14 protein-coding genes are annotated in these 19,569 nt (G+C 63.7%); 9 read left to right on the forward strand and 5 right to left on the reverse strand.

Annotated features, from left to right (window positions below; all coding sequences use genetic code 11):
* Positions 1-40 precede the first annotated feature (40 nt).
* Genes recC through recD form a run of 3 tightly spaced genes read left to right on the forward strand, consistent with a single transcriptional unit; the run spans position 41 to position 9,155 of the window.
* Entirely contained in the window at positions 41-3,460 is a 3,420-nt protein-coding gene (recC, locus tag H4V96_RS08860) for an exodeoxyribonuclease V subunit gamma (protein ID WP_196855495.1), read from the forward strand.
* A complete protein-coding gene (recB, locus tag H4V96_RS08865; protein ID WP_196855494.1) occupies positions 3,457-7,143 on the forward strand; it encodes an exodeoxyribonuclease V subunit beta in 3,687 nt (1,228 codons plus the stop codon). Before recC ends, recB begins: the two co-directional genes overlap by 4 nt.
* A gap of 53 nt (positions 7,144-7,196) precedes the next feature.
* The gene (recD, locus tag H4V96_RS08870) at positions 7,197-9,155 is read left to right on the forward strand and encodes an exodeoxyribonuclease V subunit alpha (RefSeq protein ID WP_196855493.1); all 1,959 of its coding nucleotides are present in this window, start codon (positions 7,197-7,199) and stop codon (positions 9,153-9,155) included.
* Between the two features lie 89 nt (positions 9,156-9,244).
* Here the strand turns inward: recD and H4V96_RS08875 are convergent, their stop codons facing one another.
* Complete coding sequence (locus H4V96_RS08875; RefSeq protein ID WP_280720874.1) at positions 9,245-10,144, reverse strand: LysR substrate-binding domain-containing protein; 900 nt, start codon at positions 10,142-10,144, stop codon at positions 9,245-9,247.
* A gap of 120 nt (positions 10,145-10,264) precedes the next feature.
* Between H4V96_RS08875 and H4V96_RS08880 the strand changes: the two genes are divergently transcribed.
* Positions 10,265-11,197: a DMT family transporter gene (locus H4V96_RS08880; RefSeq protein ID WP_196855491.1), complete on the forward strand. Its 933-nt coding sequence runs from the start codon at positions 10,265-10,267 to the stop codon at positions 11,195-11,197.
* Here H4V96_RS08880 and H4V96_RS08885 read toward each other — a convergent pair whose 3' ends face one another.
* The gene (locus H4V96_RS08885; protein ID WP_029496346.1) at positions 11,198-12,076 is read right to left on the reverse strand and encodes a serine hydrolase; all 879 of its coding nucleotides are present in this window, start codon (positions 12,074-12,076) and stop codon (positions 11,198-11,200) included.
* Between the two features lie 463 nt (positions 12,077-12,539).
* Here H4V96_RS08885 and H4V96_RS08890 point away from each other — a divergent pair, with 463 nt between their 5' ends.
* Positions 12,540-12,920, forward strand: coding sequence for a response regulator (locus tag H4V96_RS08890; protein WP_196855512.1), 381 nt, complete (start codon positions 12,540-12,542; stop codon positions 12,918-12,920).
* A 58-nt stretch (positions 12,921-12,978) separates the two neighbouring features.
* On the opposite strand, the gene H4V96_RS08895 is transcribed toward H4V96_RS08890, so the two are convergent.
* Positions 12,979-13,197, reverse strand: coding sequence for a TOBE domain-containing protein (locus H4V96_RS08895; RefSeq protein WP_196855490.1), 219 nt, complete (start codon positions 13,195-13,197; stop codon positions 12,979-12,981).
* A gap of 384 nt (positions 13,198-13,581) precedes the next feature.
* Here H4V96_RS08895 and H4V96_RS08900 point away from each other — a divergent pair, with 384 nt between their 5' ends.
* Positions 13,582-14,730, forward strand: a complete 1,149-nt coding sequence (locus H4V96_RS08900) for a LuxR family transcriptional regulator (protein ID WP_196855489.1) — start codon at positions 13,582-13,584, stop codon at positions 14,728-14,730.
* A gap of 43 nt (positions 14,731-14,773) precedes the next feature.
* Here H4V96_RS08900 and H4V96_RS08905 read toward each other — a convergent pair whose 3' ends face one another.
* Complete coding sequence (locus H4V96_RS08905; protein ID WP_196855511.1) at positions 14,774-15,730, reverse strand: sulfate ABC transporter substrate-binding protein; 957 nt, start codon at positions 15,728-15,730, stop codon at positions 14,774-14,776.
* A gap of 401 nt (positions 15,731-16,131) precedes the next feature.
* Between H4V96_RS08905 and H4V96_RS08910 the strand changes: the two genes are divergently transcribed.
* On the forward strand, positions 16,132-16,662 hold the full coding sequence (locus tag H4V96_RS08910) for a GNAT family N-acetyltransferase (protein WP_196855488.1): 531 nt from the start codon (positions 16,132-16,134) through the stop codon (positions 16,660-16,662).
* Between the two features lie 66 nt (positions 16,663-16,728).
* Here the strand turns inward: H4V96_RS08910 and H4V96_RS08915 are convergent, their stop codons facing one another.
* On the reverse strand, positions 16,729-17,541 hold the full coding sequence (locus H4V96_RS08915; RefSeq protein WP_280720875.1) for a class II glutamine amidotransferase: 813 nt from the start codon (positions 17,539-17,541) through the stop codon (positions 16,729-16,731).
* A gap of 234 nt (positions 17,542-17,775) precedes the next feature.
* Here H4V96_RS08915 and H4V96_RS08920 point away from each other — a divergent pair, with 234 nt between their 5' ends.
* Together H4V96_RS08920 and H4V96_RS08925 are read left to right on the forward strand one after the other, a co-directional pair.
* Entirely contained in the window at positions 17,776-18,612 is an 837-nt protein-coding gene (locus tag H4V96_RS08920) for an EAL domain-containing protein (protein WP_196855486.1), read from the forward strand.
* Positions 18,613-18,711: 99 nt separating this feature from the next.
* On the forward strand, positions 18,712-19,461 hold the full coding sequence (locus H4V96_RS08925; protein ID WP_029496347.1) for a DUF882 domain-containing protein: 750 nt from the start codon (positions 18,712-18,714) through the stop codon (positions 19,459-19,461).
* Positions 19,462-19,569 lie beyond the last annotated feature (108 nt).

Here is a 19,569-nt window from a genome sequence, read left to right on the forward strand (position 1 = left end):
TGGCTACCCGGCCGCAGACGCGGCAACTCATCGGATCAGCATGCATACTCCCGTCACGCCCGGCCTTCTCATACTGCATGGCAACCAGCTCGAACAGCTGCGCGCCGCCGTCTTCCAGTGGCTGCGCCAGCACCCGCTGGCGCCCCTGGAAACGGATATCTTCCTGGTGCAGTCGAACGGCGTGGCCGAATGGCTGAAGATCGCCCTGGCCGAGGAGATGGGTGTGTGCGCCGCCACGCGCATCGCCCTGCCGGCGCGCCTGCTGTGGGAAAGCTACCGCGGCATGTTGGGACGCGAGCGGGTGCCGCGCGTGTCGCCATTTGATAAGTCGCCGCTGAGCTGGCGTTTGATGCGCCTGTTGCCGTCGCTGCTGGCCGATCCCGTCTTCGCGCCGCTACGCTATTTCCTGGCCGATGGCGATAGCGAACGCCGGCTGCAACTGGCCGAGCGCCTGGCCGACCTGTTTGACCAATACCAGGTCTACCGTGCCGACTGGCTGTCCGACTGGGCTGCGGGGCGCGACGAGCTGCGTACGGCGCGCGGCGAAGCCATTGCCTTGAAGGAAGACCAGCGTTGGCAGGCGCAGCTGTGGCGCGCCGTGACCGCCGATGTCGAGGCCTTCGAGCGCGACACGGGCCGCGCCGACATCCACGACGCCTTCCTGGCGGCGATCGCCGCCGGCCTGCCTCCTGCCGGCAAGCTGCCGCGCCGCGTGGTGCTGTTTGGCGTATCGGCCTTGCCATATCAAACCTTGCAGGCGCTCGCTGCGCTGGCGCGCCATACGCAGGTGGTGCTGGCCGTCCCCAACCCATGCCAGTTTTACTGGGGCGACATCATCGACGGGCGCGACTTGCTGCGCGCGCAAAACAAGCGCCAGCGGCAGCGCAACGGCACCGACTTGGCGCAAATGCCGCTCGAAGCAATGCATGCGCACAGTCATCCGCTGCTGGCCAGCTGGGGCAGGCAAGGGCGTGACTTCATCCGCATGCTCGACGAGTTCGACGAACACGCGCAAGCCGAGGGACGCGATGACAGCCTGCGCATCGACCTGTTTGGCGAGGAAACGGGAGAGACCCTGCTGCAGCAGGTACAGGTGGCCATTCGCGAACTGCGCCCGCTGGCGGAACACGAACAGACGCCGCCCGAGGCCGGTGATCGATCGATCGAATTTCATGTGGCGCACAGCGTGCAGCGCGAAGTGGAAGTGCTGCACGACCAGCTGCTGGCCATGTTCGCGCACAGCACCGAAACGCTCTTGCGTCCGCGCGACGTGGTGGTGATGGTGCCCGATATCGACACCTTTACTGCCGCCATCCACGCCGTCTTCGGCCAGTACCGGCGCAATGACGAGCGTTTCATTCCGTTCGAGATCGGCGACGTGAAGGACCGCAGCGTCAACCCGCTGCTCGTTGCACTCGAGTGGCTGTTGCAGCTGCCGCAGCAGCGCTGCCGCCAGAGCGAAGTGCGCGACCTGCTCGACGTGCCTGCGCTGGCCACCCGCTTTGGCCTGCAGCCGGACGACCTGGCCACGTTGGGCGCCTGGATCGAAGGCGCGGGCGTGCGCTGGGGCCTGGATCAGACGCACCGCGCCGGCCTGGGGCTGGGCGCGGCAGGGGAACAGAATGCATGGATCTTCGGCGTGCGGCGCATGCTGCTCGGCTATGCCAGCGGCAGTGGCGCCAGCTTTGGCGGCATCGAGCCGTATGCGGAAGTGGGTGGCCTCGATGCGGCGCTGGCGGGCTCGCTGGCGCAGCTGGTCGAGGCGCTGCTGCGCTGGCGCAGCATGCTGTCCGTCGCCTGCACGCCAGCCGAGTGGGGCGTGCAGGCGCGCGCGCTGCTGGCGGCTTTTTTTGACGCCGACGACGAGGGCGACCGCCTGACCCTGGCGCAGCTCGAAGGCGCCTTGCAGGGCTGGCTGGAAACCTGCGAGCATGCGGGCTTTGTCGAGCCGGTGCCCCTGTCGGTGCTGCGCGTGGCGTGGCTGGGCGCCTTGGACGAGCCGACCCTGAACCATCAATTCGTCTCCGGCGGCGTCACCTTCTGCACCCTGATGCCGATGCGCGCCGTGCCATTTCGCGTGGTGTGCCTGCTGGGCATGAACGATGGCGATTTTCCGCGCCGCGCCCCAAAGGCTGATTTCGACCTGCTGGCGCTGCCCGGCATGGCGCGCCCGGGCGACCGCTCGCGCCGCGACGATGACCGCTACCTGATGCTCGAAGCTTTGCTGGCCGCGCGCGACAAACTCTATGTGAGCTGGGTGGGGCGCAATGTGCGCGACAATTCCGAGCAGCCGCCGTCGGTGCTGGTGTCGCAGCTGCGCGACTATCTGGTCGCCGGCTGGTCGCTGGACCGGCACCTGGCTTCGCTCACCACCGAGCACGCGTTGCAGCCATTCAGTCGCCGCTATTTCGAAGCCGATGGCTTGCTCACGTTTGCGCGCGAATGGCGCGTGGCACACGATGCCCACTTGCAGGCGCTCGACGAATTGCCGCTGGGGCCGTATGAACTCGATCCCGGCACGCGTTTGAAACTGGGCGAGCTGGCCAGCTTCCTGCGCCAGCCCGCCAAGTATTTTTTCCGCCGCCGCTTGAGCGTCCACTTTGCCGATGCGGCCATGCTGGGCGAGGATGAAGAACCGTTCGGCCTGAACGCGCTCGAACGCTATTTGCTGGAAGACACCATGTTAGATGATGGCGGCGTCGTCGAAGCAGCGGGTGAGGTGCGCGCCAGCCTGGAAGCGCGCGCGCAGAAGCTGGCGCGTGTCGGCGTGCTGCCCATCGGCCTGATCGGCCAGCAGGTGCAGGCGCAGCTGGTCGAGGCGCTGGTGCCCGTGCGTAGCGCGTGGCTGTCCCTGCGCGCCTCGTTCCCGCTGGCAGCCGACAAGCGCGCCATCAACTTGACGTTTGGCGAACTGCACATCGACGACTGGCTCGATAAATTGTGCAGCAACGGCCAGGAGACGGCCTGGCTGATGCAGATTTCCTCGAAGGTGACGGACAAGGACGGCCTGGCGCGCGGCGACAAGCTGATGCTGATGTGGCTGCGCCAGCTGGCCGCCGCTGCCCTGGGTTTGCCCGTCACCGGCTACCTGGTGGCGCGCGACGCCATCGTCAGCATGGCGCCACTCGATCCGGCCGCATCGCGCGATGCGCTGGCCACCTTGCTGGCGCTGTGGCGCGAAGGCATGAACCATCCTTTGCCCACGGCGTGCAAGACGGGGCTGGCGCTGGTGCAGCAGGGCGACCCGCGCGCCGTGTATGACGGCGGCTTTGACATCTCTGGCGAGCGCGAGGAACTGTGCCTGGCGCGCCTGTGGCCCGAGTTTTCCGCGCTGGCCGCCGAGGAAGCATGGGAAGACTGCACGCGCGAGCTGTATGGCCCGCTGGCCGACTGGCTGCAGCAACACATTACGATTGATCCGATCAGCGCGCCCAATGATGGCGCGGGAGAAGAACCATGACGAGCCATTTGCTCAATCCGCTGACGTTCCCGCTGCACGGCTCGCGGCTGATAGAAGCCTCGGCCGGCACGGGAAAAACCTGGACCATCGCCGCGCTGTACCTGCGCCTGGTACTTGGTCATGGCGGGGGCCACGGCGACGACGACAGCCGTTTTACGCGTCCGCTGCTGCCGGCCGACATTCTGGTGATGACATTTACCCGCGCCGCCACGCGCGAATTGTCGAACCGCGTGCGCGAACGCCTGATCGAGGCCGCCGCGTATTTTCGCAATGAGGTCGGCATGCAATCGGGCGCCAGCGACCCCTTTCTCGACGCCTTGCTGGAATCTTATCCTGACGAGAGCGCACGGCAAAAGGCCGCGCACCGGCTGATGCTGGCCGCCGAGACGATGGATGAAGCGGCCATCTTCACCATCGATGCCTGGTGCCAGCGCATGTTGCGCGAGCACGCGTTCGACAGCGGCAGTCTGTTCGATGAAGAATTGGTCAGCGACGAGCAAGCCCTGTTCGAGGATGCGGCCCACGATTACTGGCGTCAGCAAGTCTATCCCCTGGCGCCGCAGGCGCTCGATGTGTTGCTCGCTTGCTGGCCCGACGTCGACGCATTAAAGAAAGGCGCGCGCGAGCTGGCGCGCCGTGCCGATAGCATGGGCATGGCGGACGATGAGCCTTTATCTATGCTGATCGCGCGCGAACAGCGGGCGCTGGGCGCGCAGCTGGCCAGCCTGAAGGCGGGCTGGGTCGAGCGCGTGGATCGGATGGCCGCCTGGATCAACGAGCATCGCGCCGCCAGTCCCAAGTGTTTTAACGGCGTCAAGATGAAGCCGGAGAACCTGGCGAAGTGGTTCGACGGCTTGCGCCAGTGGGCGCAAGACCCGCTCTTGCTGCAGCCGGCCATCACGGCCAAGGCGTGGGAACGCTTGACGCCGTTCGGCATCGAGGATGCGTTTGCCAAGAATTTTACGGCGCAGGTGCCCGAGTGCTTCGAACATACCGAGGCGCTGGGGAGCGCCCTGGCAGCGCTCACGCCGCTGGCGCACAAGCTGCACCTGCATGCGGCGGCGGCCATTGCGCGGCGCATGGATCAATTGAAGCGCCAGTCGCGCCAGTTCGGCTTTGCCGACATGCTGCAGCGCTTGCACGATGCGCTCGCTGGCGAGAATGGCGCGGCCCTGCGCCAGCGTATCGTCGACCAATACCCGCTGGCCATGGTCGATGAATTCCAGGATACGGCGCCGGCACAGTATCAGATCTTCAATTTGTTATACCGCATTGCCGAGAATAATCGAGCGCAAGGGCTGTTCCTGATCGGCGACCCGAAGCAGTCGATCTACGGCTTTCGCGGCGCCGACATCCAAAGCTACCTGGCGGCGCGGCGCGCAACGAACGGCCGCCATTACCAGCTGGGCACCAACTACCGTTCGACGGCGCCTCTGGTGGCTGCCGTCAACCAGCTATTTTTGCATGCCGAGCGCGCCGAAGTGCCGCTCGGTGCCTTCCGTTACCGCAAGAACGGCGAGAATCCGCTGCCGTTCGAGGCCGTCGAGGCCAAGGGCCGCGCCGAGCACCTGGTGAACGCCAGCGGCCCGCTGCCTGCGCTACTGGCCGCCTGCGCCAGCGATGAAGGGCTGCGCGGCGACAGCTACCGCGAGTATTTCGCGCAGCATTGCGCCGAGCACATCGTCGCCATGCTCGGCGATGCGCAAGCCGGCTTCGATGGCCCGGACGGTTTCGTGCGGCTGCAGCCGGCCGATATCGCCGTGCTCGTGCGCGACCGCAAGGAAGCGGCGGCGGTGCGCCGCGCGCTGGCGCGCCGCCGGGTTGCCAGCGTCTACTTGTCGGACAAGGATTCCGTCGTCGACAGCGAGGAAGCGCAAGATGTGTTGCGCTGGCTGGCGGCGCTGGCCAATCCCCTCGACGGCGGCCTTGCGCGCGCCGCATTTGCCACGCGCACCATCGGCTTGTCGCTGGGCCAGCTGGCGCGCCTGTCGAGCGACGAACTGGAATGGGAACGCCGCGTCGAGCAACTCAAGGCCTTGCACCTGATCTGGCAGCGCCAGGGCGTGCTGGCCATGCTGCGCCGCTTCATCCACGAACTGCAATTGCCGGCCATGCTGTTGCAGCAGACCGGTGGCGAGCGGCGCTTGACGAATCTGCTGCACCTGGCCGAACTGCTGCAATCGGCCAGCCGCCAGCTCGATGGCGAGCAAGCGCTGATACGCTGGCTGGCCGAGCAGATTGCCGGCGAAGGCGAGGGTGGCGACGAGCGCGTGCTGCGCCTGGAAAGCGATGCAGAGCTGGTCAAAGTCATCACGGTGCACAAATCCAAGGGCCTCGAATACCCGCTGGTCTATTTGCCATTCGCCGTCACGGCGCGCAAGGTCGATAAGCGCAACCGCAGCTTCTTCGAGTATGCCGGGGACAATGGCGAGCGCCGCCTCGACCTGTCGCTGTCCGATGCGGCGATGGCGGCGGTCGAAGAAGCGCGCATCGAGGAAGACTTGCGCCTGCTGTATGTGGCGCTGACGCGCGCGCGCCACTTCTTGTGGCTGGGGGTGGCCGCCCAGGCGGCGCGCAAGGCGGGCGAGAATACCTTGCACGAATCGGCGCTCGGCTATCTGCTGACGGGCGGCGACAAGCTGCCCTGCGGGCAGTTGCTGCTGCGCTGGCAGCAGGTAGCCGGCGATTGCGATGCCATTGCTGCCATGACGCTGGCGCAGCCCGATGCCTGCACGGTGCTTGACCGTATCGAGCGGCGCCCCGAGTTGCGCCCCGCGCCCGTGTTCGTGGGCGAGTTTGAGCGCGACTGGTCGGTGGGCAGCTTTACGTCGCTGACGCGCCAGATCGGCGCCGTGTCAGCGGCGCACGTGCCGCAGCGGGCGCTGGAAGAGACCTTGCTGGAAGATGGGGCAGGGCCCAGCGTGGCAGCTGTGTCGCCGCTGCAGACGGGCGACGCGCCATGGCACCGCTTCCCGCGTGGTTCCGTGCCTGGTAATTTCTTGCACGAGCAGCTGGAGTGGATGGGCGGCGAGGGCTTTGATTGTGTCAATGACGCACACTTCAATACGCGCCTGGCTGCGCGTTGCGAGCGGGCGGGCTGGGGCCACCGCCAGGAAGACGCCATCGCCTGGCTCAGGCAAGTGGCCATCACGCCGTTGCCGCTGCTCGACGCCTCGCTGTCGCAGTTGGGCAGCACCCTGTCCGAGATGGAGTTCTGGTTCCCCAGCGAGCATTTGTCCACCGGCGCGCTCGATCAGCTGTGTACGCGTTTGTTGCTCGATGATGCGCCGCGCCCCGTGCTGCCGCGCCGCCAGTTGCACGGCATGCTGAAAGGCTTTGCTGACCTGGTCATTGAGCACGAAGGGCGCTACTGGGTGCTCGACTACAAGTCCAATGCGCTCGGTGTCAACGACGCCGCTTACCACAGCGCCGCGCTGGCGGCCGGAATGGCGCAGCATCGCTACGATATCCAGGGTGCGATCTACATGCTGGCCCTGCACCGGCTGCTGAAAAGCCGGCTCGGCGACGCCTACGACCCGGCCGAGCACCTGGGCGGCGCCATTTTCCTGTTCCTGCGCGGCATCGCGAATGCGGATACGCATGGCTGCTATTGGCTGGCACCGCAGTTGGAACTGCTCGATGGACTCGATCAATTATTGTCACAGGAAGTGGAAATAGCATGATGCATGAGGAACACGATGCAGCAGGAGGAACACGATGAAGCATGAGGAACACGATGAATCTTGACCCGGCCCTCGAAGCCCTGCTTACCCACGTCGACGGCGTGGCCGAGGCGGGCCATCTGCGCCGCCTGAGCGCCGCCTTCGCGCGCTTCATCGCCAGCCTGGACGAAAATGCGCCCGATGCGCCTGCCGTGGCCGTGGCGTGCGTGGTGCTGTCCGAACTGGAAGGGCGCGGGCATAGCTGTCTGATGCTGTTTGAGCTGGCCAGCGAGCCGTCGCAACTGCTGGGCTGGAGCGAGCAATTGTGGCATGGCGTGCTGGCCGTTTGCGGCCCGCTGCCTACCTCGCTTGACGGCTGGCGCGCGCTGCTGGCCGGCGCGCCGCAGGTGTGGCAGGTGGGCGCGGCCGATCTGCGCCAGCCGCTGGTGCTCGATGGCGAACGCCTGTACCTGCGCCGCTACTGGCGCGACGAGACCCTGGTGGGCGGGAAAATCGCCGCCCGCGCGCACGATTTGCTCACTGCGCCATTGGCGCAGGTGCGCCTATGGCTCGACATCGTGTTCGACCAGCCGACGCACGATGCTGGCCCGGACTGGCAAAAGGTGGCGTGCGCCATCGCCCTGCGCGGCAAGGTGGCCATCATCACGGGCGGCCCGGGCACGGGGAAAACCTATACGGTAGCGAGCTTGCTGACGCTGTTGTTTGCCGTCTCGGCGCAGCCCGAGCAGCTGCGCATCGCGCTCGCTGCGCCGACGGGCAAGGCAGCGGCGCGCTTGAAACAGTCGATCGACAAGGCGCTCGAAGGGCTGGCGGCGAAGGTGGGCGCTGCGCTGCCCCTGCTGGAACTGGCGCGCCGCATGGGCGCGGCGCGCACTTTGCACAGTTTGCTCGGTGCGCGGCCCGATACACGCGCTTTTGCCCATCACGCGGGCAATCCGCTCGACGTCGATGTGCTGATCGTCGATGAAGCGTCGATGGTGCATTTGGAGATGATGGCCTCGGTGCTCGACGCCTTGCCGCCGACGGCCATCTTGATACTGCTGGGCGACAAGGACCAACTGGCGTCGGTGGAAGCGGGCGCCGTGTTGGGCGACTTGTGCCACGATGCGCAGGCGGGCGGCTACCTGCCTGCCACCATCGCGTATGCGCAGGCGGCCAGCGGCGTGGCCATTCCGCCTGACTTTGCCGGTGCGGCGGGTGCACTGGCGCAGCAGACGGTGATGCTGCGCCACAGCCACCGTTTCAGTGGCCCGATCGGCGAACTGGCGCAGGCTGTGAACGGCGGCAGACCCGATCTTGCCAAGGCTTGCTTCGCCAGCGACAGCGGCGGCCAACTGGCGTGGAGCGTGCCGGCGCAGCAGGAAGACGTGCTGCGCCTGGCCTTGCGTGGGCGGGTGGACGCGCCGGGCGGCTACCAGCCCTACCTGGAACTGCTCAATGGCGGTGAGGCAGCGTATGCGCAGCACGATGACTGGGTGCGCGCCGTACTGCACGCTTTTGAAGCGTTCCGCATCCTGTGCGCCGTGCGCGAGGGCGAGTGGGGCGTGGCGGGGCTGAACACGGCCATCGAACTGCGGCTGGAAAAGGAAGGCTTGATACGCCGCAGCGAATGGTATGTGGGCCGTCCTGTGATGGTCACCCGCAACGACTACGGCACGGGCGTGTTCAATGGCGACATCGGCTTGACGCTGCGCGATCCGGCGCGCTCTGGATCATTGCGCGTGTATTTCCTCGAGGGTGAGAACGTGCGCAGCGTGCTGGCCACGCGCTTGCGCCATGTGGAGACGGCGTTCGCCATGACGGTGCATAAGTCGCAGGGCTCGGAATTTCGCCACACGGTACTGGTGCTACCACAGGAAGGCGGCGCCATGCTGGCGCGCGAACTGGTGTACACCGGCATCACGCGCGCGCGCGACTTCTTTACCCTCGTGTCGCCCACGCAGGCGGTGCTGTTCGACGCCATCTTGCGCCGCACGCAGCGCGCGAGCGGGCTGCGCGGCTTGATTGGCTGATGCTGATGGTCTGATTGACTGCGCCAGCCTGGCCTTGCTCACTAGCGCCTGCAGCACGGCGCGCAGCGTGGCTACTTTCCAAGTCGCGTTCAGGCGCGCCGGGGCGCCAGGGTCGGGGCCATCTGCCTGGCCAGCTCAAAAAAAGCGTTGGTGGCCGGCGTGTTCTGGCGCCGGTCGCGCACGGCCAGGCCCACCTTGCGGCTGACTGGCGGATGCAAGGGCAGGGCCAGCAAGTCCGGATACTGTTCGCGCAGGCGCTGCGGCAAGGCCAGTTCGGCGACGATGGACAGGCCGTCGCCGCGGCTGACCATGTCGAGGATGGTGATCACCTGGCTGATGCGGTAGGGCACGTGTGGCAGCAGGCCCGCGTTGGCGAACAGGGGCTCGATCAGGCAGGCGCAGCCTGCCTCGGACATGATGAACGGTCCTTCGCACAGTTGCGCCAAGGTGATGGACGGGTACTGCGCCAGCGCATGGCTGCGCGGCACCAGTGCCATCATCTGGTCTTCCACCAGCGGCGCCGTATCGAAGCGTTCGTCTGGCAGCACGACGAAACCGACATCGACGCGGCGCTCGCGTATCCACTGCACCACTTCATGGTCGGCGCCTTCGTCGATGCGCAGGGTGATGCCGGGATAGCGCAGGCGGAACTGCGCCGTGATCGCTGGCAGCAGATTCAATGATGAAGTAGGGCCGAAGGAGCCGATGCGCAAACTACCCTGGCGTTGGCCCAGCACGTCGGCCGCTTCCTGGCGCATGGCTTCCGACAAGCCGAGGATTTCGCGCGCACGCACCAGCAATTGGCGGCCCACCTCCGTCAACTCGGCCGAGGCCTGGTGGCGCACGATGAGGTCCACGCCCATCTCCTTTTCCAGCGCCTTCAAGGCATGCGAGACGGCCGACTGGCTGATGCCCAGTTGTGCGGCGGCGGCGGAAAAGCCGTGCAGTTCGGCCACCAGGGTGAAAATTTCCAGTTGCGTGAAGGTCATGCTGTGGTTTTCCTGGCGTATGAGTATTTACTCATTATTTCATGAGTTCATATTAGTATTAATATATAAGTATACCGCACGCGCAGCGTCCGCTGCAGCAGCGACATCCTAGGACCTTCCATGCGCACTTCCGCCCTGCCTCCAGCCGCCTTGCCTGCCGTGCAATCGCCGCTGGTGTATATCAAACTGATTTTCGTCGCCCTGTTCTGGGGCGGCACCTTCATCGCGGGGCGCGTGCTGGCGCAGCAAATGCCGCCCATGACGGCCGCCAGCGGGCGCTTCGGCGTGGCCGTGCTGCTGCTGGTCATACTGGCGTGGAAGCTGGAAGGGGGCTTGCCGCGCCTGGACCGCAAGCAATTGGCGACGACGGCGGCGCTGGGCCTGACGGGCATTTTTCTTTACAACCTGTGCTTCCTGGCGGCCTTGTCGCGCATGCCGGCCGGGCGCACGGCCCTGTTCGTGGCCTTGAACCCTATCGTCACGGCGCTCGCCTCGGCCATGCTGTTTCGCGAGCGGCTCGGCTCCTTCAAGTGGCTCGGCATCATGCTGGCGTTTTGCGGCACGGCCATCGTCATTACGCGTGGCGATATCAGCGCCTTGCTGCACGGCACGGGTAGCGCTATCGGCATGGGCGAAGTATTTATGTTCTGCGGCATTTCCAGCTGGGCTGCCTACACCCTGATTGGGCGGGTGGCGCTGAAGGGACTCAGTCCGATTGCCGCCACCACCTATGCGTCGATGTGGGGCCTGGCTTTCCTGCTGGTGGGGGCGGTGCTGGAGTTTCCGAGCGTGCCGTGGCACAGCTTCGGCTGGCAAGTGTGGGCCGCCATTAGTTACCTGGGCGTGTTCGGCACGGTGATCGGCTTTGTCTGGTATTACGAGGGCGTGAAAGCGCTGGGGCCGTCGCGCACGGCCGTCTTCAACAACCTGGTACCCGTGTTCGGCATCGTGCTGGCCGCAGGACTCCTGGGCGAGCCGGTGCTGGCGTCGATGCTGGTGGGCGGTGCGGTGACGATAGCCGGCGTGGTGATGACCAACCGGCAAGCGAAATAGTTACTTTGCGCGGCGGCGTTTCGATGCTTTTGCCGGCGCTTTTTTATGCCGGCTGGCCGAAGCGCGCAGCACTTTTGGCTCGTCGATGCCGTTCTCGGCCGCCAGCATGCGGCGGATGTTGACGGCGTCCATGGCGCGCACGGAATTGGCGCGCGCATTGAGCAAGATCATGGTGGCGAACTTGCCGGCCGACTTGATGCGCATGATCAGGCAACGCCCCGCTTCATTCGTGTAGCCCGTCTTCGACAGGCCGATGTCCCAACCCTTGGCGCCCACCAGGCGGTTCGTGTTGTGGTATTCCACGTCGCGGCCCTTGATCTGGATCACGTCCTTCGAATCGGTGGTGATGCGGCTGATTTCCGGGTAGCGCGAGGCGGCCACGGCCATCTTGACCAGGTCTGCTGCCGTCGACTGGTTGTTCGGCGACAAGCCCGTCGGCTCTTCGATGACGGTCTGGCGCATGCCCAGAGCCTTGATCTTGGCGTTGACGGCGACGGCAAATGCCGTCGGGCCACCGGGGAATGTGCGCGCCAGCGAGGCGGCGGCGCGGTTGTCGGATGACATCAGTGCCAGTTGCAGCACGTCGTGGCGGCTCAGGGTGGCGCCCACGGGCAGGCGCGAAGTGCTATGTTTCAAGGTATCGACATCTTCGCGGTCGATGCTGATCTCATCTTGCATATTGGCCTTGGAGTCGAGCACGACCATGGCCGTCATGAGCTTGGTGAGCGAGGCGATGGGCACCACCACGTTGGAATTTTTTTCAAGCAAGACTTTGCCTGTGCCATCTTCGACTACCAGTATCGACTGGGAACCGAAGGGCACGGCGATGGCCGCTGTGGAAAGCGTCATCAGCACTGCGGCGAACATTTTTTTGAGCATGGGATTGTCATGGGAAAGCAGTTTCGGGGCGCCATCGAGGGCGCTGCGCACAAAGCCGGGACCGCTTAGCACGGGCATGCGGCTTGTGTCTCGGAAGCAATATTTGCCAAGCTTAGACAATACCATTAAAGATCAAGCGATGTCTACGTTACAGGCCCGCGACAGGCGGCGTTACGGTCAATTCGGCAAATAAAGGTGTTCATTCTTGCCGTAGTGAAAATTGTCGCGCATTGATTGATTTCGGAATGGAAATTTCGTACTATTTAAGCAAGATTGGCAGTCTTGCTCGGACAGGTGGCGCGCGCTTCGTCGTTGATGCCTGTCGCTGCGTGCTTCGTCGCCCCGCGCTAGGCCCTGCTACCGGGGCGCCGTAGACTGCGTTCATGCCTGAATCACACGACCGGGAGAACGCACTATGTGGAGAAAAATTGCGTGATGGTATGGCGGTTTCGATGAGGAAGCCCTGCGACTGCTGCAGCACCCGGTAACGGCGGCACTCTTCCTCGACATCCGCATGCCGGGACTGTCGGGCCTGGAAGTGGCCGAGCGCATCGGCAAGCGCGCCCATGTCGTGTTTGTCACGGCCTGCGACCAGTACGCCGTCGATGCGTTTGACGCTGGCGCCGTTGATTATCTGTTGAAACCGGTACAAGCTGAGCGCCTGCAGCGGGCGCTGACGCGTTTGCGCGACCAGTTCGGCGCCCAACCGGCCGACATGGTCCACTTGCTGCAATCGTTACGCGCCGCGCTGCCGGCGCCGCGGCGCGAAAAATTGAAATGCATCAGGGCTAGCGTGGAAAAGTTGCCCGTCAGCCGCACGTTGACGCATTTGTTTCGCGATTAGCCTGCAATGCAAACGCCCCGCACTTGGCGGGGCGGGGCGGGCATGGGCGGCGCCGGCCTTACTGGATCTTGGCGATCGACACTTCCGTCGATTTCACGAGAGCGATGACTTCGCTGCCCACTTTCTGGTCCAGGTCCTTGATCGAGCGCGAGGTGATCACCGAGGTCACGATGCCGTGCGGCGTTTCCACGTCCACTTCCGACACCACGGGGCCAAAGATGATTTCCTTGATCTTGCCGCGGAACTGGTTGCGTACATTCACTTCCGTGATAGCCATGATATTTCCTTTGTAAGCGTAATGCGCCATACGGCGCGACATAGCCAGATTACGGCGCATACGCGCTGTTGACCACGAATCGATACGCATATCAATATACGAAAATAAGATACGCAAATAAGATACGCAAATAGGGCGCGCAGCATGCCGCAAGCCTGTTATTGGCCGATCTCTGTTTGCCGCCACCAGCAGGTTTTGCCATGCATCGCTTCTTGCTTTCATGCGTGCTCGCGCCGGTCTGTGGCTGCGCGGTCCAGCCATGCGTGGCGCTGATAGAACTTGCGCCGTGCTGCACTGTCTGACGTTCTGCGCTGTCTTGAGCATGTGGACTTCTTGGCTTGCGCGACGGATCGGTCTGCCGATTCTTTTCAGGCAGGGGTGGAGATGGATAAGCAGGATGTCGATTCCGTCATTGCCGCCTTTTACCGGGCGGCACTCGAGCCGGTGCAGTGGGACGCGGCCCTGCGTGCGTTCGCGCGCCTTGCCGGTGGCGACGTTGCCTGCTGTTTCTTGAAGGCGCAGGTGGCAACGCCGCCATCGCACGCCCGTATCATCGGCTTGGATGAGCAAACCTGGGAGCATGGATATCGCAGCTACTATCACGCGCTCGATCCCGGCTATGCGGTACTGACGCGTAGCCCGCCTGGGCGCATGCACCTGATGCAAGATTATTTCAATGAGCAGAGCGTGGCGTGCAGCGAGTATTTCCAGGATTTCTACCTGCGCGCTGGCGTGCGCTATTCGTGCAGCGGCGTCGTCTCCGACAACGGTGCGCTGACCGTCCTGTCCGCGCACCGCGCAGCCGGCCAGGGCCGCTTTGACCGGCGCACGCATGGTCAGTTGCAGCGCGTGCTTGCGCATTTGTCCAATGTGCTGCGTCTGCGCGATACGGCGCAGCAAGCCCAGGCCCATGGCGCGCTGGCCTGGGCTGGGCTAGACGCCTTGCCGCGCGCCGTTTTGCTGGTCGACGCTTGCCTGAGGCTGGTTTTCATGAACCTGGCAGCGCAGCGGCTGCTCGCTGCCAGCCCCCAGGCTCGGCCCCTGATTGCCGTGCGCGGCGGCTGCGTCGATGTGCGTATCAGTTCAGTGCAGCAGCAGTTGGCGCAACGCGTGCGGCAAGCATGCACAGGATTGGCCTGCTTGCGTCCCGCGCCCTTGTATGTCGCCGATGACAATGGACGGCCGGCGCTGGAAATCGGTATCTTGCCGCTGCCCTTGCGCATCGGGCAGCACGGTGTCGGTGACGGGGCGGTGATGGTCATGTTGTCGCTGCGGCCACTATTCGGGGCACAGTGGCGGCCCTGGCCCGCGGTGCTTGAGCGGCCATGCGGTTTGACGGGCGCCGAGTGGTCGCTGGCGTTGGCGCTGGCGGATGGCATGGAACCAGCCGAGTATGCGCAACGGCAGGGCGTGCGCATCAGCACCGTGCGCAGCCAGATTCGAGCGATCCTGGCCAAGACGGGCACGCACCGCAGCAGCGAAATCGCCAGCCTGTTCAGTGCACTGGAGTGTGACGCTGGTGCGCCACCATAAAAAAACCGGAACATGTCCCGGTTTTTTGCTGATGCAGCGCAGATTACTTCTGGTAAATCTTGTCGAATTCACCGCCATCGTCAAAGTGTTTCTTTTGCGCCTGTTTCCAGCCGCCAAAGACGTCATCGATCGTAAACAGCGTAATGGGCTTGAAGCTGGCCGCGTATTTCTTGGCGATCGTGGCCGAACGGGGACGCAGGTAGTGTTTGGCGACCAGTTCCTGGCCCGCTTCCGAGTACAGGTATTGCAGGTAGGCCGTGGCTTCCTTGCGGATGCCGCGACGCTCGACGACCTTGTCGACGACGGCCACGGGCGACTCGGCCAGGATGGAAATGCTTGGATACACGACTTCGAAGTTGTCGCCGAATTCGGCGCGCACCAGTTGCACCTCATTTTCAAACGTTACCAGTACGTCGCCGATTTCACGCTGCGTGAAGGTGGTGGTGGCGCCGCGGCCGCCGCCGTCGAGTACCGGCACGTTCTTGAACAGCTTGCTCACCAGTTCGCGCGCCTGTGCCTCGCTACCGCCTTTTTTTACGGCGTAGCCCCAGGCTGCCAGATACGTGTAGCGGCCATTGCCCGATGTTTTCGGGTTCGGTACGATGACTTTGATGCCGGGCTTGGCCAGGTCGTCCCAATCCTTGATGTGTTTCGGGTTGCCTTTGCGCACCAGATACACCATGGTGGAGTAGAACGGCGCGGCATTGTTCGGGAATTTCTTGGCCCAGTCGGGCGCCACCAGGCCGCGCTCGACAAGGATATCGATGTCATTCGCCTGATTCATGGTCACGACGGACGCTTCCATGCCGTCGGCAACGGAGCGCGCCTGCTTGCTGGAACCGCCGTGCGATTGCTTGATGGTGATGCTTTCGCCAGTTTTGGCTTTCCAATCAGCAATAAAAGCGGGATTCACATCCTTGAACAATTCGCGCATCACGTCATACGAGGCGTTCAGCAACACCACGGGTTCGGCGGCGCTAGCTGCCATCGGCACGCTCATGGCGGCAGCCGAAGCGGCCAGGGCGCTGGCCAGGAACCAGCGGCGCGAGCGTCGGGTGAGCGTTGCTGCGGCAGTCGATACGGCGTGAAAATAGGGCATTTTGAACTCTTATTGTGAGAATAGACCGACATAGTCTAAAATTCTGGCCGGAAAAGAAACGAATTTTTCGTAATATGCTTAGATCCGATTCCCGGTTATGCTAAAAAACAGATATCGTTTTTTGGAAACATTCGTGGCGCAAGGTGCGCATCAGCACTTAGTCTGCAAGCACTGCGTCATAGGCAAAGGCGGCGGACGGCGCGCGGCAAAAAACCCGATTTCGCCGCTTGGTGTATAGTCGAATCGCATCATGCAGGGCTAAAACCATCTGCACCGGCAACTGGAATATTTTGTGAGCGTACATGAGTCTTGAAATTCGTATTGCAACATCGACCGACGCTTTCGAGGCGTGCAACGTATTACGACGCTCCATCGTCGAATGCTGCAGCCTCGATCATCGGGACGATCCGGCCATTCTCGATGCCTGGATGGGCAATAAAACACCGCAGATGGTGGCGTGCTGGTTTGCCTCGCCCACCAATTTTTCGCTCGTTGCAGTCGAGCATGGCGCCGTCGTCGGCGTCGGCTTGCTGACGCGCGCGGGCAAGCTGGCGCTGTGTTACCTGCTGCCCGAGGCGCAAGGCCGGGGCGCCGGCAAGGCACTGGTGGCGCAGCTCGAAGCGCAGGCGCGCGAGTGGGGCATCAAGGCTCTGCAATTGCACAGCACGGCCAGCAGCCAAGCCTTCTTCGTCAAGCAGGGGTATGTCGAGGCAGGCAATGTGCGTTCACCGTACGGCGTGGAAACGATTTTTTGCTGGAAACAGATTGATCCCGCAGGTATCTTAGGCGGCGACCCCAAGCGCAAGCGCTTTTGCAACTGCAATTCGGCCTGACGCCAGCTCTGCTTCTTAGCGCGGCCATCCGGCGGCGGGCCTTTACGTCACTTTACATATTTCCCCTTAGTAACTGATCTGGATGAACACGCCTTGCTGCGTGTTCTCGCTCGCTGGTAGCAAGGTGCCGCCGGCGAACAGTTTCAGTTCGCCGGGCGCGAACGCCTGCCAATCTTCGTTTTGCGTCAGCGGATGCGTGGCGATAACGGCGATGCGATCATCGAGATGGTTGTGCTGGCGAAAGTCGATGCTGCGTTCGCAGTCGATCAGTTGCGCCACGGAAAACGGGTATTCGCGTATCACATAGTGCAAATGCGTGGAGCAGTGAGCAAACAGCAGTTCACCGTCAGAGAGGATGAAATTGAAGCTGCCGTGCGCAGCGATGTCCTTGGCGAGCTCGGTGATGGCGCTGCGCAGCGCGGCGCGCGTGGGTACGCCCAGGGGAAAGCGCGTGCGCAAGTGGCCCAGCACGTGGCAGAAAGCTTGTTCGCTGTCCGTGTCGCCGCTGGCCTGGTAGTACGCATTAGCGGGCGGGCGCCAGGTTTTCAAGTCGCCATTGTGGGCAAAGGACCAGGTCTTGCCCCACAGTTCGCGGGCGAACGGGTGGGTGTTTTCCGCTGCGATGCGGCCCTGCGTGGCTTTGCGGATGTGTGCGACGATGTTTGTCGCCTTCACGGGATGCTGCTGCACGCTGGCGGCCAGCGGCGAATCGATGGCCGCCAGGTGATCCTTGAGCAAGGTGCAGCCGCCACTGGAATGATAAGCGATGCCCCAGCCGTCGCGGTGCTCGTCCGTGCGTCCGCCCCGTTCGGCAAAACCGGCAAAGAAAAATCCCAGCGCGGCCGGCTTGCTGCTGTTCATTGCGAGTAACTGGCACATGGCGCTGCTTCCTGATGGTATCGGTGTACCCCCACAGTAAAGGCTGGCGCAGGTCGCTGGAACGAATGTTTCCAACTATCGTTATGCGCAGTCCATGGCGCTGCGCTTATTTGCTTGATGCATATCAAACGGCGAAACCATTCGTTCTCCTTTGCTTGGCGCTGCCTTACTGTGGCTACTTTGGCGCCGTGGCCCCCATCTGGGCAGCCGGCGCAGCCTGATGAAGGAGCACGCATGTCATTTCCTGTCCTGAAAAACTACCTGGCCCGTTTGTCACATCAAACCCAGGCCGGTACCAGTGTCTGGCTTGACGCAGAGGGCAGGGCGCTGGGGCGCTTTTTCAATTGCACCATGACCAGCGCTTTCCAGCCCTTGCGCGAGATCGATAGCGGCAAGCTGGTGGCGTTCGAGGGCCTGGCGCGCAGCGTGTCGAAGGCGGACCAGGGCTTGTCGCTGTGGCGCTTGCTCGATCATGCGGCCAGCGACGATGAATCGGTGGAACTGGACCGTTTGTGCCGCATGTTGCACGCCATTAATTTTTTCCGGCAGGCCGAAGCGCAGCAGACCGACCTGTACCTGAACGTGCATGACCGCCTGTTGAGTGCTGTCAGCAGCAATCATGGCCACGCCTTCCAGCGCATCCTTGATGCGCTGGGCTTGCCCATCGAGCGCATCGTACTGCAATTGCCGACGGTGACGCCGAACCAGGGCTGGCTGCTCAATTATGTGGCCGATAATTATCGGCGCAACGGTTTCCGCCTGGCCATCAACGTGAGCAGCGTGCATGAGGCCAGCGACATGCTGCAGCGCTTGCACCCGCAGGCGTTCAAGCTCGACGCGGGCAATCTCGGCGACGAGCAGGCCATCGCCAGCTTCGTGACCCTGTGCCATGCGGCGAAAATTCGCCTCATCTTCAAGCGTCTTGACACGCCGGCGGCGCTGGCCGCACTGCAGCGTGTTACCGCCATGACGGGATTGCCGATCGTGGTGCAGGGCTATTTGCTGGACCAACCGTTGACGGCGCTGGCGCAGGCAAAGCAGGACGTTACCGTCCGCGCGAGCACCGCCTAGGGCGCCAGAGGCTGAAATAAGGGCGACACGATAGGCATTGAGGGTTTTTCTTCGCGGCACAATACGCTATAGTATTCGCATCGTTACATTGGACTGACTATGGCATCGCGCAGAAACTTTCTACACCACGGTATGGGCCTGGCCGCGCTGGGCTTGGTAAGCACTCCGCTCATCGGCTGCGCCTCGCGCACGGCCGCTCCCGCCTCCGCTTCGGCCAGTGCCAAGCCGCACACCGCGCGCACCGGCGTACCACCGCAGCCGACGCAACTGGCCAGCGTCGACCGTGCTATCACTTCGCAGTCGCGCCAGGCCATCACCGAGATGGAGCCGCCGCCCGACATCTTCGATGCGCAGGCGCTGGATCTGGAGTTCTGGCTCAAGCCCCGCACCTTGGAAGTGGTGCGCCCGGCCAGCAATGAAAAGGCCAGGTTGCTGTACTGGAAAGACGGCGAAGTCATCGATTCGGCTTACCAGGAACTGTGCCATTTGCTGCGCGATGTGAACGGCAAGAAGACCGCTCCGATCGACCCGAAACTGCTCGAAACCCTGTGGGGCACGCAAGCGTTCGTGGCCCGCTACGGCATCGAGCAGCCGCTGGAGATTTTGTCGGGCTATCGCACGGCCGAGTCAAACAGCCGCCTGCGCGAAGCGGGCGTGCCGGCCGCGCGCCAGTCGCTGCACATTTCGGGCCGCGCCGCCGACATCCGCGTGGCCAACCTGAACGCGGAAGTGCTCGGCTCGCTGGTGCGCAGCTTCAAGCAAGGCGGCGTGGGTTTTTATTACCGTTCCGGCCCGCGTGGCGGCTGGATCCATGCCGATACCGGCCTCCAGCGCACCTGGAAAGGCTAAACGCCGGAGCCTGGGTGCGGTGCGCGCGGCGAGCTGCGATGCTTGTCGGCGCGGCGCCACTGCGCGCCTCGGTACGTCGCCACGCCTTGAAGTTGAGGCGGCGTTGCC

This window comes from Janthinobacterium sp. CG_23.4 (genome assembly GCF_029892305.1).
GTDB lineage: Bacteria > Pseudomonadota > Gammaproteobacteria > Burkholderiales > Burkholderiaceae_D > Janthinobacterium > Janthinobacterium lividum_D.